Raw genomic sequence first — 22,405 nt, 5'->3', positions numbered from 1 at the left:
TAGGGTGATATTTCCTATCATTTTGGAGAACATGCTTGAAGTATCACAATTGGGTTTTAATCACTTTCATATTGCTTTCAATTACGGGTTGTAGTTTTCAAGCTCATACTCCAGCACCTGTGAGTAGCATTTCGGCTTCTGCTGGGCCGAAATACAATAAAGGCTCGATCACCACCGGCACTTACAAAGTAAAACGTGGCGATACCTTGTATTCAATTTCTTGGGGGGCAGGCAAGGATTTTAGCGATATTGCTAAATATAATCGCCTCAAAGCACCTTACACAATTTACCCCGGGCAGACACTGAAACTCTATCAGCCTACACCTAGCAAAACGTCAGCTAAACCGGTTGCTATAGCGAACAGTAAACCTAAGCCTGCAAAGAAACCTGTGGCAAAACAAACTACAGCTACAAAACAGGCTAGCACTAGTGCTGATAAAAATAGTACAAAAAAAGAGCTTGATCACAAAGCAAAGCCTGCGTATTCTGTAAAAACTACCCAAGAAAAAACGGTACAAGTAGCGAAAAATCCTGTTTCACGCTTGCCAGATAAAGTAAGCAAGTGGAATTGGCCGAATAAAGGTCGAATAATAGGGTATTTCTCTACCACTCAACAGGGGAATCAGGGCATTAAGCTTGCGGGTTCTCGCGGTGATATTATTAAAGCCGCAGCTGATGGAAGAGTGGTTTATGCCGGCAATGCACTTCGTGGATATGGTAATTTAGTCATTATTAAGCATAACGAAGATTTTTTAAGTGCATATGCTCATGCTGATGCAATATTGGTCAAAGAAAAACAATATGTAAATGCAGGACAGACAGTGGCGAAAATGGGTAGCACAGGGGCAAACCAGGTGATGTTACATTTTGAGATCCGTCTCCATGGTAAGTCAGTTAACCCATTAAATTATTTACCTAAACGCTAACTGTTTAGTTCACATCAAAACGGAGGATAGGCAAGTGCAGTAGATACTTAAATTTTATCAGGTTTGGGAGAGCACCATATGAGCCAGAAACAAAACGCTGCAGTAGCAGAAGAGCTTATGGATTTAGCTAAACAACCAGAAGAGGTTGCACTAAAGGCAGGAACTAAAGCCAAAACAGCACAGCAACCCGATATCGACCAACAAGTTCAAGATGATCTGCAAAAGAATCTTGACGCCACTCAACTATATTTAGGTGAGATTGGTTTTTCCCCTTTGCTTAGTGCAGAAGAAGAAGTCTTCTTTTCACGTAAAGCACTCAAAGGCTGCGAGAAATCTCGTAACCGCATGATAGAAAGTAACTTACGTTTAGTTGTTAAAATTGCCAGAAGGTATAACAACCGTGGACTAGCGTTACTCGATCTTATCGAAGAAGGTAACCTAGGACTTATTCGCGCGGTCGAAAAATTTGACCCAGAGCGAGGCTTTCGTTTTTCAACTTATGCGACATGGTGGATAAGACAGACCATTGAGCGCGCTATCATGAATCAAACTCGCACCATTCGTTTACCTATTCATGTCGTTAAAGAGCTTAACGTGTATCTTCGTACCGCAAGACAATTGGCTCAAAAATTAGATCATGAGCCCACGGCTGAAGAAATCGCAGATACGTTAGATGTTTCTACTAGCGATGTAAGCCGCATGTTAAAGCTAAACGAAAAAATCACTTCTGTAGATACGCCATTAGGCGGCGAAAATGATAAAGCGTTATTAGATGTCATTGCTGATGATGATTCGGTTGGACCTGATTACAAAGTGCAGGATGAAGATCTATCAAATTCGATAGTAGGTTGGCTAAATGAGCTAAATACTAAGCAAAGAGAAGTGCTCGCGAGACGTTTTGGTTTATTAGGTTATGAGCCTTCTACATTAGAAAATGTGGGTGCTGAGATTGGCCTAACGCGTGAACGTGTCCGCCAGATCCAAGTTGAAGCTTTAAAACGATTGAAAGATGTTTTAGGTGCACAAGGCTTGTCAGTTGAAGCGTTATTCAGAAGCTAATTTGTTGGAATAAGCTTTAGTATGCTTTCAATGAATAAGGACATTAATCATGTCCTTTTTTATTGTCTGTTGAAAACGAGGAATAAGAAACAATGAATAAAAATGTCATTAGTTTTATCAGTATTGTATGTGTTGTGATATTGACTGGTTGTCAAAGCACAAGAGACACAATGATAGAACAAGGTTATCCCCTAGCTTATGCCGATGGTTTTCAGGATGGGTGCGATAGCGGTAACAAGGCTGGCGGAAGTTTGTTTGATGAGTTTAAAAAAGATGTCAATCGCTTTAATCAGGAGCAGGATTATGCTCAAGGCTGGACCGATGGATTTAGACAGTGTGAAACTGAGCAAGAATCAATACAGCGCCAAGTAAGAATGAGCATCGAGCAACAGAAATTACAGCAACAGACCAAGAGTAATGAGTTAGCTGAGCAACATGCATTAGAGCGAGAAGTCATGAAAGGAGTTGATACGAGTAGCCTAAAATCATTAGAGAAGTGACCAGGCTATACTCAATGCTGTTAGTGAATAAAAAACGCTGCGAAATCATCGCAGCGTTTTTTGTACTGAGTCTTTAAATAGATGTATTAAAGCTGAGCTAGCCTTTTAAGTTCATACAACATATCTAAAGCCTGTTTAGGCGTTAAATTGTCTGGATTTATCTGAGCTAACTTGTCTGTTGCAGCAGATGACTGGGGTTCAGGTAATGTCAGGTTTAATGCTTCTTGAATCGGTACTTGATTGTTATTAGCAAAGTCACGACTTTCAAGCATATGCAGTTTTTGTTTCGCCGCTTTGATGACGTGGGCTGGTACCCCTGCTAGTGAAGCAACTTGTAAGCCATAACTTTTACTCGCAGCGCCCTCTTGAACAGCATGCATAAAGGCAATCGTGTCACCATGTTCAACGGCATCTAAATGTACATTAGCAGTGCCAGTTATTTGCTCTGGCAACTGGGTTAATTCAAAGTAATGGGTTGCGAATAAGGTTAACGCTGCGACTTTTTCAGCTAAATACTCTGCTGCTGACCAAGCTAGAGATAAACCGTCATAGGTCGAAGTACCTCGACCGATTTCATCCATTAAAACTAAACTTTTCTCTGTAGCATTATGAAGAATGTTAGCGGTTTCTGTCATTTCGACCATAAAAGTAGAACGTCCAGAAGCGAGATCGTCAGAGGCGCCGATACGTGTAAATATTCGATCTACAGGGCCGATAATTGCTTTTTGTGCAGGTACAAAGCTACCTATATGAGCCATAAGCGTGATTAACGCAACCTGACGCATATAAGTCGACTTACCCCCCATATTGGGCCCCGTTACGATAAGCATTCTTCGCTTAGGCGCGAGGGTGACTGGGTTGGCAATAAATGGTGTTTGGCTAACTAATTCGACCACAGGATGACGGCCAGACTCGATATGAATACCAATGTCATTACTGATTTCTGGACAATGATAATCCAGTGTTTCAGCTCGCTCTGCAAAGTTGCTTAGCACATCTAATTCGGATGCAGCTTGGGCAAACAGTTGTAGTTCATGCAATTTAGGTAAAAGTAAATCAAATAACTCTTCCCAAAGCTGCTTTTCAATCGCTAATGCCTTTCCTTGACTAGATAGCACTTTCTCTTCGTATTCTTTTAACTCTGGTGTGATGTAGCGTTCGGTATTCTTTAGTGTTTGACGACGCTGATAGCTCAAAGGAACTTGATCTGATTGTAAGCGACTCACTTCGATATAGTAGCCGTGAACCCGGTTGTAGCCGACCTTTAATGTATTGATGCCTGTTTGTTCTTTTTCACGGTTTTCTAATTGTACTAGATAATCAGATGCCCCTTCACTTAGGCCACGCCATTCATCTAGTTGTGCGTTGTAACCCGCTTTAATTACGCCGCCATCACGGATAAGCATAGGCGGATTATCGACAATCGCATTTTCCAATAGCTGTTGCTGCTCTGGAAACTCGCCTAATAAATTGGCTAGACGTTGGAGTTCACTTTGTTGGCAGTGACCTAAAGTTTGCTGAATTTCAGGTAATAAAGCCAACGCCTGGCGAAGACGGGCAAAATCTCGTGGGCGTGCGCTGCGAATAGCTAGCCTCGCCATGATACGTTCGATATCGCCAAGGGCTTTTAATTGCTGGTGTAAGTCTGCATATAACCCCGTATCAATTAACTCAGCAACTGCTTGTTGCCTTTGGCTAATATGCTGTTGGTCACGCAGCGGTTGGTGGATCCATCGCTGCAACATACGACTTCCCATCGGCGTCGCTGTCTTATCGAGTACCCAAGCTAAGGTATTATCACGTGAACCAGATAAATTAATAGTAAGTTCTAAGTTTCGGCGGGTGGCAGCATCAAGAATGATAGTATCAGCCTGATTAAACATGGTGATGCTATTAATATGAGGCAAAGCTGTTTTTTGTGTGTCTTTGACATATTGCATTAAGCAGCCAGCTGCTTGTAGCGAAAGCCTAGCATTTGTAATACCAAATCCATGAAGATCTTTGGTACCAAATTGCTCTAGAAGTAATTGAATGCTGGTATCGTAATCAAACTCCCATTCAGGTCTTCGACGTATGCCTTTGCGATTTTCAATTAATTGGCGGTCAAGTAAATCTTCACTGTAGAGCAATTCTGCAGGACTGGTACGTTGCAGTTCAGCTTCCAGTGTTTCGTCATTTTCAAGTTCAACAATAACAAATCGACCAGACGAAACATCTAAAGTCGCGTAGCCAAATCCACTCTTACCCTGATATACCGCAGCAAGTAAGTTATCCTGCTTTTCTTGTAGTAAGGCCTCGTCGGTTAAGGTACCTGGGGTAACAATTCTTACAACTTTACGCTCAACTGGTCCTTTACTTGTAGCAGGGTCACCGACTTGTTCACAAATAGCGACAGATTGACCAATTTGAACCAATTTTGCGAGGTAACCTTCAACGGCGTGGTAGGGAAGTCCTGCCATGGGAATCGCGTTACCACCACTTTTTCCACGTGCAGTTAATGAGATACCTAACAGTTCCGATGCCAGCTTAGCGTCTTCATAAAATAATTCATAAAAGTCTCCCATACGATAAAACAACAGCATTTCAGGATGCTGTGCTTTCAGCGTTAAATACTGGCGCATCATGGGAGTGTGCTTTTCTAAATTTGGGTCTTCATTTACGGTCATTAAGTGATTGCTCTTACTTTATTTTGAATTAGGCTAAGTCTGGGTCAATATAGGCGGTCATCTTAACAACAATTGATTTGATACCCAATAGAATCGCAACGATGCTATGCCGTCTTGCCCTTGTTTACTGATTTTTTGAACAATACTTATTGTTGTAAACTCAGGTATTTACCCAACTTAGAAGTACTGTATACAGTGGTTTTGTTTGTCTACTATTTATCGTTATTAATATATTTTCGTTATTAACTGTATGATTTTTAATGTGTAAATAATAGTAAGGTAAAAAAAAGGAAAAAAATTATACAGTAACTATTGATACTGTATGATTATACAGTATACTGAGCTCATATTACGAAACAGACAAATTTATTCGTTACCAAGTTCGTTATTCGAACTGAGTCACCTTAAAGGGATAAAGAGAATGAAAGCAGATCCAAATAAAGAGAAAGCGCTGAATGCTGTATTAGGTCAAATTGAAAAGCAATTTGGTAAAGGTTCAATCATGAAGTTGGGCGCTGATCGCACAATGGATGTTGAAACCATTTCTACAGGTTCGCTTTCGTTGGATGTTGCCTTAGGTGCTGGTGGTTTACCAATGGGACGTATCGTTGAAATTTACGGTCCAGAATCATCGGGTAAAACAACGTTAACACTTGAAGTTATTGCTGCAGCACAACGTGAAGGCAAAACGTGTGCGTTTATTGATGCTGAGCATGCTCTAGACCCTATCTATGCAAAAAATCTAGGTGTCGATATTGATAACCTATTATGTTCACAACCTGATACTGGTGAGCAAGCGCTTGAAATCTGTGATGCGCTAACACGTTCAGGTGCTGTTGATGTAATCATTGTCGATTCTGTTGCAGCATTAACACCAAAAGCTGAAATTGAAGGTGAAATTGGTGATTCTCATATGGGCCTTGCCGCACGTATGATGAGCCAAGCAATGCGTAAGCTTGCAGGTAACTTAAAACAGTCAAATACGCTACTTATTTTCATTAACCAAATTCGTATGAAAATTGGTGTTATGTTTGGTAACCCTGAAACCACAACGGGTGGTAATGCACTTAAATTCTACGCTTCTGTACGTTTAGATATTCGTCGTACAGGTGCGATTAAAGACGGCGACGCTGTCGTAGGTAACGAGACTCGAGTAAAGGTCGTTAAAAATAAAATTGCAGCGCCATTTAGACAAGCTGAATTCCAAATTCTTTACGGTAAAGGTATTAACCGTACTGGTGAGCTCGTTGATTTAGGTGTAGCACACAAGCTGGTTGAGAAAGCTGGTGCTTGGTACAGCTACCAAGGCAACAAGATTGGTCAAGGCCGTGCAAATGCGGGTAAATACCTAGTTGAAAACCCTGCAGTAGCTGAAGAAATTGAAGCAAATTTACGTCAAATGCTATTAAGCACTGAAAAAGAAGCGGCACCAGCTGAGTCGGATGAAAACATCGATTTAGAAACAGGTGAAGTGTTCTAATCACGTTTTAACAGTAATGAAAATAACTATCGCGGTCGACATGAGTCGGCCGCGATTTTTTTGTGAGTGCTCTATTCATTGGCATATGTGATCGAACGCCGCGCATAAAGATATGACTTCATTAAAGACGTCATTTAGCTCGTATTACGGCACAGATTATTAAAAACCAATTAACCGATTACAGTAATCGCCCCTCATAGCAAGAAAATCGCTAATCTAAATACGCTTGGATCTCGCACCTTCAGTTTGTTTAAGTATATAATGTTGCCAATTTAAAGCTGATATTCAGCTTCATGATAAATAGAATTTATCCATTTAGGGCGATTTCATGTTTCAGACCACCACAGAATTAAGAAGCGCATTTTTAGCGTATTTTGGTAACAACGGACACCAAGTTGTCGACAGTAGCTCGTTAGTACCACATAACGATCCAACGTTATTATTTACAAATGCGGGTATGAACCAATTTAAAGAAGCTTTTCTAGGATTGGAAAATCGTGGTTATTCACGTGCAACGACATCGCAACGTTGTGTCCGTGCTGGTGGTAAGCATAATGACTTAGATAATGTAGGTTACACCGCCCGTCACCATACTTTCTTTGAAATGTTAGGTAACTTTAGTTTTGGTGATTACTTTAAAGAAGAAGCCATTTCATATGCGTGGAACTTTTTAACCCAAACACTGAAATTACCAACAGAAAAACTTTGTGTCACTATTTACGATACTGATGACGAAGCCTTTGAAATCTGGAATAAGAAAATCGGTGTTGCTGCTGAAAATATTATTCGTATTGGTGATAACAAAGGCGCTCCTTATGCCTCTGACAACTTCTGGCAAATGGGTGATACAGGTCCTTGTGGTCCATGTTCAGAGATCTTTTATGATCATGGCGAGCACATTTGGGGCGGCCGCCCTGGTACACCAGAAGAAGATGGCGATCGCTTCATTGAAATCTGGAATATCGTTTTCATGCAGTACAACCGTCAAGCTGACGGTGAAATGAAACCGCTACCAAAACCTTCAGTCGATACAGGTATGGGAATTGAGCGTATTGCAGCTATCATGCAAGGCGTACACTCAAACTACGAAATTGATATTTTCCAAGCGTTAATCAAAAAAGCGGCGGAGATTATTGGGGTTGAAGATTTAGAAAATAAATCACTGCGCGTAATTGCTGACCATATTCGTTCTTGTTCATTCTTAATTGCTGATGGTGTGATGCCGTCGAATGAAGGCCGTGGTTATGTATTGCGTCGTATCATTCGTCGTGCAGTGCGTCACGGTAATAAGTTAGGTGCAACCGATACGTTCTTCTTTAAATTGCTGCCTACCCTAATTGAAGTCATGGGCGATGCGGGTAAAAGTTTGGTTGAAGCTAAAGCGATTATTGAAAAATCGTTAAAAGCTGAAGAAGAACAATTTGCCAGAACACTAGAGCGTGGATTAGGTATTTTAGATGCAGCGTTAAACGAGTTAGATACTAACGTTTTAGATGGTGAAACAGCCTTTAAACTTTACGATACCTATGGTTTCCCAGTGGATCTAACAGCTGACGTCTGTCGTGAACGTGATATTACCGTTGATGAAGCCGGTTTCGAAGCTGCGATGGCTGAGCAAAGAAGCCGTGCACAAGCTGCTGGTAATTTTGGTACTGATTATAATACTGGTCTTAAAATCGAAGGTGAAACTGAGTTTTGTGGTTACACCGAATTAAACGGTGAAGGCAGTGTTTCTGCAATTTATGTTGGTGGTGAATCAGTCGAGACGTTAGCAGCAGGTCAAGAAGCGGTAATCGTATTAGATAACACGCCTTTTTATGCGGAGTCAGGTGGTCAGGTAGGTGATAAAGGCTTACTTTCAATTGGCGAAAATGTTTTTGAAGTTGCTGATACGCAAATCTTCGGTCAAGCATTTGGTCACGAAGGTAAGTTAACGGCAGGTACATTGACTGTAGGCCAAAAAGTCACTGCAGAAGTGGATAAGAAATTACGTCACCGTACACAGTTAAATCACTCGGTGACTCACTTATTACATGCCGCCCTTCGTAATGTTTTAGGAACTCACGTAAATCAAAAGGGATCTTTAGTTAACCCTGAGCGTTTACGTTTTGACTTTGCGCACTTCGAAGCCGTAACTGCTGCAGAACTCAAGCAAGTAGAAGATATGGTCAATACCCAAATCCGTCGTAACCATCAGCTAAAAACTGCTGTGATGGGTATTGATGAGGCAAAAGAGCAGGGCGCTATGGCCTTGTTTGGCGAAAAGTACGACAGTGAAGTACGCGTTGTGACTATGGGTGATTTCTCGATTGAACTCTGTGGTGGTACACATGTTGGCCGTACAGGTGATATYGGTTTGTTCAAAATCACTTCTGAAGGCGGTATTGCGGCGGGTATTCGTCGTATTGAAGCGGTAACTGGCGCTGCAGCAATGGAGTATGTTGCTGAGCAGCAAGCACAACTTGATAAAGCGGCTTCATTGTTAAAGTCTGACTCAGCTTCAGTTGTTGCTAAGCTTAAAGCGCAACTTGATAAAGTGAAGCAACTAGAAAAAGAAATGTCGCAGCTAAAAGATAAGTTAGCTGCTGCAGCTAGTGCAGATATTGCTGGTGAAGCCATTGAACTAAACGGCGTAAAAGTTCTTGTTAAAAAGCTTGAAGGTGTTGATCCTAAATCACTACGTGGTTTACAAGATGAGCTTAAGCAGAAGCTAAACTCAGCCATTATTGTGCTTGGTATTGCTAATGAAGGTAAAGTTAATCTTATTGCTGGTGTGAGTAAAGATTTAGTCGGTAAAGTGAAGGCAGGTGAGCTTGTTGCTATGGTTGCTCAGCAAGTTGGTGGTAAAGGTGGTGGTCGTCCTGATATGGCTCAAGCTGGCGGTACGCAACCAGAGAAACTTGATGATGCATTAGCATTAGTTCAACCTTGGTTAACAGAGCGTTTAGGCTAACGGTTAATTAAGATTAAAGTCACTCTCATAGAGCAATGAACATAAAGCATTTAATATTGATAGCGGGTAAAAATGTGATTGATTTACCGGTGATTGTTAGTTGCTTTATGGCTTGAGTGATTGTTCAAGGTTTGGCATAGTAGAAACGTAATAATGACAGCGGTATTACGAAACCACATTTTTGAATAAAAACAGATTTAACGCACTGAAAATCATGTAAGTATAGTTTTTTATGCTTATATGGTTATGAAAGCGACAAATTGTTTTGAAGGTTCTGTTTTAGCTTTGTCTAAAGAATGAACGTCAAATGTTAACAGCTTGAAACAATCGGACTTTAAAAATACCGAATTTCTTTATTTTTTGATTTTTTACAGTAAAAAGCTTAAAAATTTTATTGATTTAGTGTCGTTACTAATGATTTGTATTAAGCTAACTATATTAAAACGCGCATATTACGGATAGAAGCTGGTGTATGCTGATTGGACTAAAGGAGCAATCGAATGCTGATTTTGACTCGCCGTGTAGGCGAAACATTAATGATAGGTGATGAAGTTACAGTTACTGTGCTTGGCGTAAAAGGTAATCAGGTACGTATCGGTGTAAACGCACCTAAAGAAGTATCAGTTCATCGTGAAGAAATTTACCAACGTATCCAGTCAGAAAAATCTGGCAATACGACCCCTGAAGGGGGCAATTTCTGATAAATCAGAATTGTTAGCTATACGAATAAGGCCAGCGAAAGCTGGCTTTATTGTTTTTGGATGGTAAATAATGCTGGAACAATGGAAGCTATCGCTGTTGCTTTAATCATTTTTAATCATTTTTAAACGTTTTTAATCATCATTGCTGTGATGCTTCTTTTTTATCTTTGAGTCGTTGACGACTTGAGTGTTGTTCTAATCCTCTAATTATTTCGATCTTCATTTATTTGCTCTAATCATTATGCACACAATTATTCTCAAATAAGTTGATTTTTAGTTTATGGGCAGGTTTATCTACTTCATTTTAATGAATGACGACGATGGCTACAAAAATGATGGTTTATTGTTTTTATCTATAAAAACAAAAATCGGGTAAAAGAATTGATAAATATTGTGGCATATGTCGGCAATGTGATTAAAAACAGTTCAAATGAATATAGTTTCTGAAAAAGGGTTTGACTTATTTTCTTCAAACAGTAATATACCGCCCAAGAAAACGGAGAGGTGGCCGAGTGGCCGAAGGCGCTCCCCTGCTAAGGGAGTATGGGCTTTAACTCCCATCGAGGGTTCGAATCCCTCCCTCTCCGCCATTTCTTAAAAATAGTAAACGATGCGCGTGTAGCTCAGCTGGATAGAGTACCTGGCTACGAACCAGGCGGTCGGAGGTTCGAATCCTCCCACGCGCACCATTACTATAAAAAAAAGCAATATCAATACGATGCGCGTGTAGCTCAGCTGGATAGAGTACCTGGCTACGAACCAGGCGGTCGGAGGTTCGAATCCTCCCACGCGCACCATTGATATTATTTGCTTTTGTACCAAATTTTGCGCGTGTAGCTCAGCTGGATAGAGTACCTGGCTACGAACCAGGCGGTCGGAGGTTCGAATCCTCCCACGCGCACCATTATTGTTCGGAGAGGTGGCCGAGTGGCCGAAGGCGCTCCCCTGCTAAGGGAGTATGGGCTTTAACTCCCATCGAGGGTTCGAATCCCTCCCTCTCCGCCATTATTTGCATAATCTAAACCATGCAACTAAGCTCATTAGCAATGAGCAAGCTCGTGTTAAGCGAGTGATATAAAAGATTTGCGCGTGTAGCTCAGCTGGATAGAGTACCTGGCTACGAACCAGGCGGTCGGAGGTTCGAATCCTCCCACGCGCACCATTATTAGAGAATGCCCTGTAGCTTGCTACAGGGCATTTTTTATTGCTGGTTCGTCACTGCTCAATTTAAGTGTCACTTTTCTATTTTCATTTTGCGTAATAGAGCAAAGCCTTCAAAGTGTTATATTCAATTACCTTCCTTTCTAGGCCGCCAGCGTCGTTTTAATGCTGTTTATATTTTCAGCCGTTCTATACGTGTTAACAGCTTTTAATTCGCTTGATGTTGGTTAGCATGCGTTTGAGCTCTATATAGAGTCTGCGGATAAGGGGGATCTTTTTTGCAACTCAACAAACGCTTTATCTATATTGGTACTCTTTTAGGTGAAATCACTCTTAACATGGATCATCAGCGTTGATCTATTGGCAACAGGCACACTAAGGAGCATGATTTACCATGTAACTGCTCGATTGTAATAAATAGTCAATTAATCACGATAAAATTGACATATTTATGCTTTTTACATCATCTGCACTTCTTTAGGGCGATTGGTTGTTCTTTATCTTGATATCACTTTTTAGTTAGAAGTCGTCATAATCTTGTCATTTTCTTCATAAACCCATCAAAATTAAATTATTCTCATAAAAGTCTCATTTTAATTATCGAATTATCACCTATACCCTTTTAATTTTATTATTTTTGGTCTGACCAATTTACAAAGTGTTGGATTAATTGTTATAGATTAGTTATATTTTTCGTCAGTGAAGAATTTGATATAACTAAATTAGCTGGTTGATTAGCTTTTTTATAATCATAAATTAGTTAAGATAGACTGAATATTTATTCTGAATGCCGTTTGTGAATTAATGAATGCCTACTTTTGGTGCGTGAGTTAATTGCATATATGACTTCATTATTGGCGTATGTAATCAGAACGGATCCTGTGTGCAATGACTGATTGAACACTAAGACAAGAGAGGATGTATGACTTCAATATCTGAGCAATTATTTAACGCCTTAGGCGTGATGATAATGGGGATGAGCTTAGTCTTTATTTTTTTAAGCTTGTTAATCGTCGGTATCACTATCGTCGCCAGATTAACCAAGTCAGAGAATCAAGTTGCAGCAGCGTCGGCGCCAATAGCGCAAGCACCTGCATCAGCAGCGACACTTGACCCTAAGTTAGTAGCAGCAATCACTTCTGCTATTCATCAGTATCGTGCCAAAGATTAATAGTTTAGGAGTAATTATGAGCAAGCCTTTAGCGTTAACAGATGTAGTATTACGAGACGCCCATCAGTCTATTTTGGCAACACGCCTACGTTTAGACGATATGTTACCTATCGCTCCTTTACTGGATAAAATCGGTTATTGGTCACTTGAATCATGGGGAGGCGCGACCTTCGATTCATGCATTCGTTATTTAGGAGAAGATCCGTGGGATCGTATCCGAGAACTTAAAAAGGTCATGCCAAATACGCCGCAGCAAATGTTGTTACGTGGTCAAAACCTTTTGGGGTATCGCCATTATGCTGATGATGTAGTAACTCGCTTTGTGGAGCGTGCGCATACTAACGGTGTTGACGTGTTCCGTGTGTTTGATGCAATGAATGATGTTCGTAACTTAGAAACGGCTGTTAAAGCGGTGAAACAGGTTGGTGGTCATGCTCAAGGGACTATTTCGTTTACAACTAGCCCAGTTCATACCGTTGATACTTGGGTTGATATGGCTAAAAACCTTGAAGACATGGGTTGTGAGTCATTGTGTATAAAAGACATGGCAGGTCTACTCAAACCAATGGAAGCATTTGACCTAATTAGCAGACTTAAATCTCAAACGGATTTAACTGTATCTATGCATTGTCATGCTACAACGGGTTTAAGCACTGCAACTTATCAAAAAGCAATTGAAGCGGGTATTGATGTACTTGATACCGCCATTTCGTCAATGAGCCAAACATATGGACATTCAGCGACAGAAACCTTAGTCGCAATGGCTGAAGATAATGGCCGCTCAACTGGCTATGACATGGCGCTGTTAGAAGAAATTGCAGCTTACTTTAGAGAAGTTCGTAAAAAGTATGCTCGTTTTGAAGGTGCGCTGAAAGGTATTGATTCACGTATTTTACGTGCACAAGTGCCAGGTGGCATGTTAACCAACATGGAAAACCAGCTCAAAGAGCAGGGCGCTGCGGACAAAATGGATGCTGTATTAGAAGAGATCCCTCGTGTACGTGAAGATCTTGGTTTCTTACCTTTGGTGACGCCAACGTCACAGATTGTAGGTACTCAATCAGTAATTAATGTCCTAATGGGTGAGCGATATAAAACCCTAGCTAAAGAAACTGAAGGCGTATTAAAAGGTGAGTACGGTTCAACACCTGCACCAGTTAACGCTGAACTTCAGGCTAGAGTGCTAGACGGTGGTGAGGCCATTACATGTCGTCCTGCCGATCTTATTGCACCAGAGCTAGATAAGTTACGCCAAGAGTTGGCTGATATCGCTAAGAAAGACAATATTACTTTAGCGGCAGAAACTGATGATGATGTGATGACGTATGCGTTATTTAATCAAATTGGATTACAGTTCTTAACTAACCGTGGTAATCCGGATGCATTTGAGCCTATTCCAAGTGCTGATGATATTGCGGTTGTTGCTGATAAAAAAGACAAAGGGCCTGAAACCTATACCGTTAATGTCCAAGGGCAAAATTTTGTGGTGGAAGTCAGTGAAGGTGGAGATATTAGCCAAATTGTACCCACTTCATCAACGGCTGGTTCTCAAGCGCCAGCTCCGCTTGCACCTTTAACGCCGGCGAGTAATGAAATTAAAGTCACGATGAATGCACCGCTGTCAGGCAATATTTTCAAAGTGATGGTGAATGATGGCGACCATGTTAATGAGGGTGATGTGGTATTAATCCTTGAAGCAATGAAGATGGAAACCGAAGTTCGAGCAGAAACGACAGGTGTGATCAGAAATATCGCGGTTAAACAAGGCGATGCAGTTGCAGTTGGCGCACCATTACTGGCACTAGCGTAAGAGGTAGGAGATAGCATGGAAGGATTAATGGCCTTTTGGTCTGAGACAGGTATTGCTAACTTCGCACCTGATCAACTATTTATGATGGCAATTGGCGGGGCATTATTATATCTCGCCATTGCTAAAGGCTTCGAGCCACTTTTGTTAGTGCCGATTGGTTTCGGTGCTATCTTGGCGAATATTCCTAATGCGGGGTTTACCGACGAAGGCGGTCTACTTTGGTATGCCTACTATGTTGGTATTGAAACAGGCATATTCCCATTACTGATTTTCATGGGCGTGGGGGCGTTAACTGACTTTGGAGCACTGATTGCTAATCCGAAAACCTTACTATTAGGTGCTGCGGCGCAGTTTGGTATTTTTGCGACCTTGCTTGGTGCAATTGCATTAAATTTAGTGCCTGGGTTTGAGTTTACTATGCAAGATGCTGCGGCTATTGCGATTATTGGTGGCGCCGATGGCCCAACAGCCATTTTCTTAGCCTCTAAACTAGCCCCAGATTTATTGGGTGCAATCGCAGTTGCTGCGTACTCGTACATGGCGTTAGTACCGTTAATTCAACCACCAATCATGCGTTTATTGACTAACGAATCTGAACGCACCATTAAGATGGAACAGCTGCGTGAAGTCAGTAAAAAAGAGAAAATTATTTTCCCATTGATGGTAGTGGGAATGACCATTTTATTCTTACCAGCAGCAACGCCTTTAGTAGGGATGTTCTGTCTAGGTAACTTAATGCGTGAATGTGGCGTGGTAGATAGATTATCAAGCACTGCTCAAAACGAATTAATTAACATTGTCACTATTTTCCTTGGTTTAGCAGTGGGCTCTAAATTGCAGGCTGAAGAGTTTCTACGTATCGAAACCTTAGGTATTTTAGTCTTAGGAGCTGTCGCATTTAGTATCGGCACAGCTGCTGGTGTGTTGATGGCTAAACTGATGTCTAAAGTCTCAGGTGGTAAGATTAACCCATTGATTGGTGCAGCTGGTGTATCTGCTGTACCTATGGCCGCACGTGTTGTGAATAAGGTTGGTTTAGAGTCAAACCAACAAAACTTCTTATTGATGCATGCTATGGGACCAAACGTCGCTGGTGTACTGGGTAGCGCTGTTGCTGCTGGTGTATTGTTGGCTGTTCTAGGTTAATACCTTGCGTTAACTCTGTTTGTTGTAAATTATATTAAAGCCACTGCTAAGCAGTGGTTTTTTTTGCTAACACATTAGTCATATTAAGCCTGAGTTCATCGCTAGCTCATTGGTATAAACAGAAGATATACGCGTCTGTATCAGGGTTTTACTTTCTCACTCTCTCACTCTTTTCACTTAGCATTTAACTCATCACTCATAAGCCTTTCTTTATTTTCTTTCTTACTCGATTAGCAAGGCTTAAGGGACGTCGATTTATCAGCCTAATCCAATATTAAGGCTTGCATTGCTCCATTGTTGTTCAATCCAAAAAACGACTCGTATTTTATACCCATTTAGGTGCGATTTTATTTATCTTGCACTAAATTAGCACTACCCTTTATAGGTATGTTGATAGGTTATTTTAAAATTTGCGTTTAAAACAGTGTGTTACTAAGTTGGCACGTTAGCTGAATAGTAATGGTCACATATTGGCTGATTATAATTGTATTTTATTTATCCGTTTTTGATTGTTTTTGGTCTTAAACGTGAAAATTAATCATTTTCTAGTCGTAAATTAATTTAAGCAAAGGCGCTTGATTATTCCTTAGGGGGTAGTTAGCGCCTTTTTTGTTTTACCTATTTAACACTTAACAAGGATTTAAAGATGAATTGGAAAAAAGCACTTAAACAGACATTACTGGTGATGTCTTTTTCTGCCGTATTGCCAGCCATGGCTGAGGTCGGATTTCCAGAAAAGGAAGAACTGACTTTTGGTTTTATCAAATTAACTGATATGGCGCCTATCGCTATCGCTTACGAGAATGGTTACTTTGAAGAAGAAGGCCTATACGTCACGATTGAAGCCCAAGCTAACTGGAAGGTGTTATTAGACGGTGTTATTGATGGTCGCTTAGATGGCGCGCATATGCTGGCAGGGCAGCCAATAGCTGCCACTATTGGTTATGGTACTAAAGCGCATATTATTACGCCTTTTTCGATGGATTTAAACGGTAATGCCATTACGGTATCCAATGATATTTGGAAAAAAATGAAACCTAACATCGCTAAAAATAGCGATGGCAAACCTGTTCATCCAATTAAAGCTGATGCGCTGAAACCTGTTGTCGAGGAATACACTGAAGCTGGTAAACCGTTCAAAATGGGCATGGTATTTCCTGTATCAACCCATAACTACGAACTACGTTATTGGTTAGCTGCTGGCGGTATTCACCCAGGATACTATGCGCCTCATAAAGGTGACACTTCGGGTCAATTAGATGCGCAAGCATTTCTTTCTGTAACCCCTCCGCCACAAATGCCATCAACGCTTGAAGCTGGCACTATTTACGGATACTGCGTGGGTGAACCATGGAATCAGCAAGCCGTATTTAAAGGCATTGGAGTGCCGGTTGTTACCGACTATGAAATTTGGAAAGACAACCCAGAGAAGGTTTTTGGGATCACGGCTGAATTTGCTGAAAAATACCCTAACACGACGATTCGTTTAACTCGCGCCCTGATTAAGGCGGCTAAGTGGTTAGATGATAATAACAATGCCAATCGTCCAGCAGCTGTAAAAATCTTATCGCAATCTAATTATGTTGGTGCTGATTACGATGTCATTGCTAATAGTATGACCGGCACATTTGAATATGAAAAAGGCGATAAGCGAGCGGTTCCAGACTTCAATGTGTTCTTCCGTTATAACGCAACTTACCCATATTACTCAGATGCGATTTGGTATTTAACGCAAATGCGTCGCTGGGGGCAGATCTCTGAAGATAAACCTGATGATTGGTACAAAGATGTTGCTGCGAAAGTTTATCGCCCAGATATCTATGCTAAAGCTGCTCAATCCTTAATTGATGACAAAACCATTGATGCAAAACATTTCCCAGACTTTGCAACTGAAACTGGCTTTAAAAAACCTCAGCAGCACTTTATTGACGATATCGTGTATGACGGGAGCGCGCCTAATGCTTACATCAATAAGTTCAGCATTGGTTTAAAACAAGGCGATAAGCTGTAATTTACAGCTATCGAAGTGAGGATAGAGCTATGTCAACCATTGCAAAAATCACCCAGAGGCTTCCTATGGATAAGTCATCTGCCAACGTGTTGCTTTCGAAACTAGGTCAAATGAGTAAAACGTTACTGTTGCCCATTATTGGCTTAACCGTGTTCTTAGTCTTATGGTCTATCAGCGCAAATAACATCAACACTTCGTTGGGTAAGTTTCCGGGGCCAGTGGCTGTTGTAGCTCAGTTCGACTCGCTTTACCAAGAACATGTGGCTGAACGAGAAAAAGCGGCAGCTTTCTATGAGCGTCAAAAAGTGCGTAATGAAGCCCGCGTGGCAAAAGATCCAACTTATGTGCCAAAGACACGAGCTTATACAGGTAAAGAAACCTTTGTTGATCAGATTGGTACGAGTTTGATTACCGTGATGTCAGGTTTTTTATTAGCCGCGATTATCGCAATTCCATTGGGTATTTGGATGGGGCTGAGCAAAAATTTAAATGCGGCAATAAACCCTATTGTGCAGCTGTTTAAACCCGTCTCGCCATTGGCTTGGTTACCACTGGTTACTATGGTGGTGAGCGCACTTTATGTCTCTCCAGATCCTATGTTATCGAAATCGTTTATCAATTCGTTACTCACAGTCACTTTATGTAGTTTGTGGCCAATGATCATTAACACCTCAATCGGAGTCGCATCTATTGATACTGATTTATTAAATGTCAGTCGAGTATTGAGGTTATCAGCCTTTACTCATGTGCAGAAAATCGTATTACCAGCATCAATACCGTTAATTTTCACGGGGATGCGTTTATCACTCGGTGTGGCTTGGATGGTGTTAATTGCAGCAGAGATGTTGGCGCAAAACCCAGGCCTTGGCAAATTTGTTTGGGATGAGTTCCAAAACGGAAGTTCAGAGTCGTTATCTCGCATTATGGCAGCCGTTATTGTGATTGGGTTTATTGGTTTCTTACTAGATAGAGCAATGCTTGCACTACAAGCTTGGTTCTCATGGGACAAAGCCCGTTAATTTGGGACGCAAGGAGTAAATATTATGAGTGTATTTTTAGATATCAGTAATATCGATATGGATTTTCCTACCCCTAATGGTCCATTTAAAGCGCTTAAAGAAGTGAACCTGAAGATCAATAAAGGTGAGTTTGTATCGCTCATTGGTCATTCGGGCTGTGGTAAATCAACTGTACTAAATATCGTAGCGGGTCTTTATCAAGCCACACAAGGTGGAGTGATTTTAAACAGCGCAGAAGTAACTGAGCCTGGGCCTGAGCGAGCCGTTGTGTTTCAAAACCACTCATTACTGCCATGGCTGACGTCATATCAAAATGTCGAGCTAGCAGTTAAACAAGTATTTAAGAATAAAAAATCCAAAGCTGAAATTAAGGACTGGATTGAATACAACTTAAAGCTGGTACATATGGAACATGCAATGCATAAGCTTCCTAGCGAAATTTCAGGCGGTATGAAGCAACGAGTCGGTATTGCAAGAGCATTGGCAATGGAACCCGAAGTCTTGTTAATGGATGAACCGTTTGGCGCATTAGATGCACTAACGCGTGCGCACATGCAGGACTCGCTAATGGAAATTCAAAACGAGCTGAATAACACCGTTATTATGATTACGCATGATGTGGATGAAGCCGTATTACTATCCGATAAAATTGTCATGATGACCAACGGCCCAGCAGCGACGGTTGGTGAAATTTTAGACGTGAATTTACCAAGACCAAGAGAGCGGTTAGCACTGGCAGAAGACAAAGAATATAACCGTCTACGTGCTGAAGTATTGAAGTTCTTATACGAGAAGCAACGAAAAGTTGAGACTATTAATATTAGTAATTCATCAATTAGTAACGATGAAACTGCTAATGTTGGCTAAGATTACTCTGATGGACAAGATTTAATTACAACAAGGGAAATATGATGAGAAAGAATCAACTTGCGAGTTTTATCAATAAAAGGTTAGCAAAATCAGCGTTAACCATCATTGCTCCAGCATCTTTGGCATTGATGGGCCAAGTACATGCTGCAGAAGCAACGACGATTGCAGAAGCTGTGACTGAAGGGAAAGTGAAAGTCGATTTGAATCTGCGTTATGAAATGGTAGAGCAAGATAACGCATTAAAAGATGCAGATGCCTTTACGTTACGTACCCGATTAACTTACGCCACAGCTGATTACTATGGTTTTAGTTCGTTAGTCGAGTTCGAAGATTCACGTGTCGTAGCGGGTGTTGATGACTATAACGATACTTTAGGAAACAATCCTGATTATTCTGTGATTGCCGATCCAGAAACCACAGAACTTGATCAGTTATTTTTAAAATACCAATACGAAGGTTTTAGTGTGAAAGGGGGTCGACAAGTGATCACCTTTGATAATCAGCGTTTTGTGGGACATGTGGGTTGGCGTCAAGATAGACAGACGTTTGATGGCGTCATGCTTGAATATAAGTTCAATGATATGTTCCAAATTGATTATGGTTATATTACTCAGCGAAATCGTATTTTTGCAGAAGCAAAAGATATTGATTCAAAAGATAATTTAATCAATGCTCAATTAAAAACGGGTTTTGGTACGTTAAGCGCCTATGGCTACCTATTAGAAGAAGATACTAATATTGAAAACGGTCTAGACACTTATGGTCTTCGCTTTACCGGTAAAGCTGATATTGGTGATATTAAGTTACTTTATACAGCGGAATATGCCACTCAGGATTCAGATACAGCAGGGCAATCTTATTCTGCAGATTATATGAGTCTTGAGGGGGGCGTTGGTTTTTCAGTGGTTACCTTCAAAGTAGGCTACGAGTTGTTAGGTTCAGATGGTGGCGATTATGGTTTCTCGACTCCACTTGCAACACTACATGGCTTTAATGGTTGGACCGACCAATTCTTAACAACACCTAAAGAAGGCTTGGCTGACTTGTATGCATCTATTGGTGGTAGTGTGATTGGTGGTAAATGGGCTGTGGCTTATCACGAGTTTGATGCGGATGAATCAAGTGCAGCGGTGGACGATTTAGGCTCAGAAATCAACGCCGTCTTTAGTATGCCATTATACGACCACTATACCGTTGGCGTTAAATATGCGGCTTATTCAGCTGGTGATGTTGCAGCAGGTAAAGTGGATACTGACAAAGCGTGGGTATGGTTTAACGCAAAGTTTTAGCCTAATGTCATTCGCGACTTTTAAATAGGTTGGGCTATAAAATGAAAACGGCAGATGAACAATTCATCTGCCGTTTTGTAGGTTTGGTAGCAAATTAACTGAATCTTTAACCAAATCCTTATTTACGTCATTAACTATGCTGTTTGCTCAATGACTTTTTCATTTGATTTAAACTGCGCTTCATCAAATTGACCTTCACTTTTACCAACCACAACCGCTGTCATCATATCGCCAGTGACGTTCGTTGCTGTACGGATCATGTCAATTACACGGTCAATTGCCGCAATAAATGCGATTCCTTCAAGCGGTAAACCAACAACACCTAAGGTAACGGTTAGCATAACCATTGCACTACCAGGTACACCTGCAGTACCAACTGACGCTACTGTTGCTGTAACAGCGATGAGCATGTAATCGCTCATTTCTAATGGGATACCATAAATTTGGGCAATGAAGATTGCCGCAATAGCAGGGTAAATACCGCCACAACCGTCCATATTCATGGTTGCGCCAAGAGGTAAAACAAAAGCACTATAGCGTTTAGATACGCCCATTGATTCAGTACATTTAGTACTTGCTGGTAATGTACCAAAGCTAGATGCAGTACTGAATGCGACTAACTGTGCAGGCATGGCTTTGCGGAAAAATTGTATCGGGCTCAGTTTAGCGACAAACTTAATTAAGCCACCATAGACAAAAATGATGTGGATGAGCGCTGCGACATAAATTGCGATAATGAACTTACCTAATGGCAATAAGGTTGATAAACCGTACTCACCCACAACCCAAGCCATTAAACCAAATACACCTATTGGGGTGAGTTTTAATACCATACGAGTGAGTTCAAACATGACTTCTGCGCCAGCTGAAATGGTATTTTTAAGTGGTGCAGCTTTTTCGCCAACAGCATTAATAGCGATACCCACTAATGCAGCAAATACGATAATTTGCAGTACTTTTCCTTCTGCTAATGAGGCAAAAGGATTAACTGGGATCATATTTAATAAGACTTGAGCAAACCCTGGAATATCACGGTCTCTCACTTCCGTTGTCGCCAGCTCAATACTGCCGCCCATATCAAAAGAACTACCAATGGCAAGACCTATGAATGATGCAGCCGTGCCTGTTAGCATAAACAGGCCTAAGGTCTTAAAGCTAAGACGTTTAAGGTTTGCTTGAGAACCTAAAGAAGTAATACTAACGACAATGGCGCAGAAAACTAAGGGTGCGACCAACATTTTAATGGCACTGATAAACAAGTCACCGAGTGGTTTCAGCATTACGGCGCTTTCGCCTAAAGCAACACCCGCCATGATACCAAAAGCAAAACCTGCGAGGACTTTTTGCCAAAAAGGAATACGTTTCAAGGTTTGAAAAATCATTAAATTTCCAACTATTTATTATACTTGCCGTTGTTTTCAGCAAGGGGATTATTATTTCAATAACCAAACACAATTACACAAAGGCTATTGAATAGTCATTGCGGAAGTTACGCTGCGTAAGCAATACGATGGTTCACATCATTAAGGTTCAGCTTATTTTAATATTGCTTATCTACAGTTCTCGGTGGAGCAATTTTCGAATTGTATTGAGTCAATCATAACGGGACAAACCGTTTTTGATATAACTTATACCATTTTTGA

Annotated in this window: 15 protein-coding genes and 6 tRNA genes; 19 read left to right on the top strand and 2 right to left on the bottom strand. The window is 41.0% G+C overall.

What is annotated here, in order from left to right:
* The first annotated feature begins 35 nt into the window (after window positions 1-35).
* The 3 genes from A9267_RS06340 (at window position 36) to A9267_RS06330 (ending at window position 2,485) form a co-directional block, all read left to right on the top strand.
* Window positions 36-926 (top strand): peptidoglycan DD-metalloendopeptidase family protein, encoded by an 891-nt coding sequence (locus tag A9267_RS06340; RefSeq protein ID WP_065108620.1) that lies wholly within the window; start codon window positions 36-38, stop codon window positions 924-926.
* A gap of 78 nt (window positions 927-1,004) precedes the next feature.
* Window positions 1,005-1,985 carry an RNA polymerase sigma factor RpoS gene (gene rpoS / locus A9267_RS06335; protein WP_055023776.1) on the top strand — a complete coding sequence of 327 codons (981 nt, stop codon included), beginning with the start codon at window positions 1,005-1,007 and terminating at the stop codon, window positions 1,983-1,985.
* Between the two features lie 92 nt (window positions 1,986-2,077).
* On the top strand, window positions 2,078-2,485 hold the full coding sequence (locus tag A9267_RS06330; protein WP_055023777.1) for a hypothetical protein: 408 nt from the start codon (window positions 2,078-2,080) through the stop codon (window positions 2,483-2,485).
* Between the two features lie 86 nt (window positions 2,486-2,571).
* On the opposite strand, the gene mutS is transcribed toward A9267_RS06330, so the two are convergent.
* Entirely contained in the window at window positions 2,572-5,151 is a 2,580-nt protein-coding gene (gene mutS, locus A9267_RS06325) for a DNA mismatch repair protein MutS (RefSeq protein ID WP_065108619.1), read from the bottom strand.
* A gap of 421 nt (window positions 5,152-5,572) precedes the next feature.
* Here mutS and recA point away from each other — a divergent pair, with 421 nt between their 5' ends.
* The 16 genes from recA to A9267_RS06245 all read left to right on the top strand — a co-directional run bounded on the left by recA (window position 5,573) and on the right by A9267_RS06245 (window position 20,762).
* Window positions 5,573-6,631: a recombinase RecA gene (recA, locus tag A9267_RS06320; protein WP_055023779.1), complete on the top strand. Its 1,059-nt coding sequence runs from the start codon at window positions 5,573-5,575 to the stop codon at window positions 6,629-6,631.
* 328 nt (window positions 6,632-6,959) lie between these two features.
* Window positions 6,960-9,584, top strand: coding sequence for an alanine--tRNA ligase (gene alaS / locus A9267_RS06315; protein WP_055023780.1), 2,625 nt, complete (start codon window positions 6,960-6,962; stop codon window positions 9,582-9,584).
* A 500-nt stretch (window positions 9,585-10,084) separates the two neighbouring features.
* The gene (gene csrA, locus A9267_RS06310; RefSeq protein ID WP_055023781.1) at window positions 10,085-10,285 is read left to right on the top strand and encodes a carbon storage regulator CsrA; all 201 of its coding nucleotides are present in this window, start codon (window positions 10,085-10,087) and stop codon (window positions 10,283-10,285) included.
* Between the two features lie 498 nt (window positions 10,286-10,783).
* Window positions 10,784-10,875: transfer RNA gene (locus tag A9267_RS06305), tRNA-Ser, on the top strand.
* 22 nt (window positions 10,876-10,897) lie between these two features.
* Window positions 10,898-10,974 (top strand) — tRNA-Arg (locus A9267_RS06300).
* Between the two features lie 31 nt (window positions 10,975-11,005).
* Window positions 11,006-11,082 (top strand) — tRNA-Arg (locus A9267_RS06295).
* A 30-nt stretch (window positions 11,083-11,112) separates the two neighbouring features.
* Window positions 11,113-11,189 (top strand) — tRNA-Arg (locus A9267_RS06290).
* A gap of 9 nt (window positions 11,190-11,198) precedes the next feature.
* Window positions 11,199-11,290: transfer RNA gene (locus A9267_RS06285), tRNA-Ser, on the top strand.
* 80 nt (window positions 11,291-11,370) lie between these two features.
* A tRNA-Arg gene (locus tag A9267_RS06280) sits at window positions 11,371-11,447 on the top strand.
* 921 nt (window positions 11,448-12,368) lie between these two features.
* The gene (locus A9267_RS06275; protein WP_065108618.1) at window positions 12,369-12,617 is read left to right on the top strand and encodes an OadG family transporter subunit; all 249 of its coding nucleotides are present in this window, start codon (window positions 12,369-12,371) and stop codon (window positions 12,615-12,617) included.
* 16 nt (window positions 12,618-12,633) lie between these two features.
* The gene (gene oadA / locus A9267_RS06270; protein WP_065108617.1) at window positions 12,634-14,427 is read left to right on the top strand and encodes a sodium-extruding oxaloacetate decarboxylase subunit alpha; all 1,794 of its coding nucleotides are present in this window, start codon (window positions 12,634-12,636) and stop codon (window positions 14,425-14,427) included.
* Window positions 14,428-14,442: 15 nt separating this feature from the next.
* Window positions 14,443-15,573 (top strand): sodium ion-translocating decarboxylase subunit beta, encoded by a 1,131-nt coding sequence (locus tag A9267_RS06265; RefSeq protein ID WP_055025721.1) that lies wholly within the window; start codon window positions 14,443-14,445, stop codon window positions 15,571-15,573.
* Between the two features lie 646 nt (window positions 15,574-16,219).
* Window positions 16,220-17,584 carry a CmpA/NrtA family ABC transporter substrate-binding protein gene (locus tag A9267_RS06260; RefSeq protein WP_055025720.1) on the top strand — a complete coding sequence of 455 codons (1,365 nt, stop codon included), beginning with the start codon at window positions 16,220-16,222 and terminating at the stop codon, window positions 17,582-17,584.
* A gap of 29 nt (window positions 17,585-17,613) precedes the next feature.
* The gene (locus A9267_RS06255; protein ID WP_065108616.1) at window positions 17,614-18,603 is read left to right on the top strand and encodes an ABC transporter permease; all 990 of its coding nucleotides are present in this window, start codon (window positions 17,614-17,616) and stop codon (window positions 18,601-18,603) included.
* Window positions 18,604-18,627: 24 nt separating this feature from the next.
* Window positions 18,628-19,470, top strand: a complete 843-nt coding sequence (locus A9267_RS06250; protein WP_055025718.1) for an ABC transporter ATP-binding protein — start codon at window positions 18,628-18,630, stop codon at window positions 19,468-19,470.
* Between the two features lie 44 nt (window positions 19,471-19,514).
* The gene (locus A9267_RS06245) at window positions 19,515-20,762 is read left to right on the top strand and encodes an alginate export family protein (protein WP_055025717.1); all 1,248 of its coding nucleotides are present in this window, start codon (window positions 19,515-19,517) and stop codon (window positions 20,760-20,762) included.
* 134 nt (window positions 20,763-20,896) lie between these two features.
* Here A9267_RS06245 and A9267_RS06240 read toward each other — a convergent pair whose 3' ends face one another.
* A complete protein-coding gene (locus tag A9267_RS06240; RefSeq protein WP_065108615.1) occupies window positions 20,897-22,144 on the bottom strand; it encodes a dicarboxylate/amino acid:cation symporter in 1,248 nt (415 codons plus the stop codon).
* Window positions 22,145-22,405: the final 261 nt, after the last annotated feature.

Origin of the sequence: Shewanella sp. UCD-FRSSP16_17, assembly GCF_001675935.1 — a bacterium.
Classification (GTDB): Bacteria; Pseudomonadota; Gammaproteobacteria; order Enterobacterales; family Shewanellaceae; genus Shewanella; species Shewanella japonica.
This window is presented reverse-complemented; position numbering and strand designations above follow the sequence as displayed.

Bases quoted from the DNA above. Each gene is read 5' to 3' on its own strand.
- oadA (WP_065108617.1), top strand. From the start codon at position 12,634: ATGAGCAAGCCTTTAGCGTTAACAGATGTAGTATTACGAGACGCCCAT.
- A9267_RS06260 (WP_055025720.1), top strand. From the start codon at position 16,220: ATGAATTGGAAAAAAGCACTTAAACAGACATTACTGGTGATGTCTTTT.
- A9267_RS06255 (WP_065108616.1), top strand. From the start codon at position 17,614: ATGTCAACCATTGCAAAAATCACCCAGAGGCTTCCTATGGATAAGTCA.
- csrA (WP_055023781.1), top strand. From the start codon at position 10,085: ATGCTGATTTTGACTCGCCGTGTAGGCGAAACATTAATGATAGGTGAT.
- A9267_RS06330 (WP_055023777.1), top strand. From the start codon at position 2,078: ATGAATAAAAATGTCATTAGTTTTATCAGTATTGTATGTGTTGTGATA.
- A9267_RS06240 (WP_065108615.1), bottom strand. From the start codon at position 22,144: ATGATTTTTCAAACCTTGAAACGTATTCCTTTTTGGCAAAAAGTCCTC.
- A9267_RS06265 (WP_055025721.1), top strand. From the start codon at position 14,443: ATGGAAGGATTAATGGCCTTTTGGTCTGAGACAGGTATTGCTAACTTC.
- A9267_RS06275 (WP_065108618.1), top strand. From the start codon at position 12,369: ATGACTTCAATATCTGAGCAATTATTTAACGCCTTAGGCGTGATGATA.
- A9267_RS06250 (WP_055025718.1), top strand. From the start codon at position 18,628: ATGAGTGTATTTTTAGATATCAGTAATATCGATATGGATTTTCCTACC.
- A9267_RS06245 (WP_055025717.1), top strand. From the start codon at position 19,515: ATGAGAAAGAATCAACTTGCGAGTTTTATCAATAAAAGGTTAGCAAAA.
- mutS (WP_065108619.1), bottom strand. From the start codon at position 5,151: ATGACCGTAAATGAAGACCCAAATTTAGAAAAGCACACTCCCATGATG.
- rpoS (WP_055023776.1), top strand. From the start codon at position 1,005: ATGAGCCAGAAACAAAACGCTGCAGTAGCAGAAGAGCTTATGGATTTA.
- recA (WP_055023779.1), top strand. From the start codon at position 5,573: ATGAAAGCAGATCCAAATAAAGAGAAAGCGCTGAATGCTGTATTAGGT.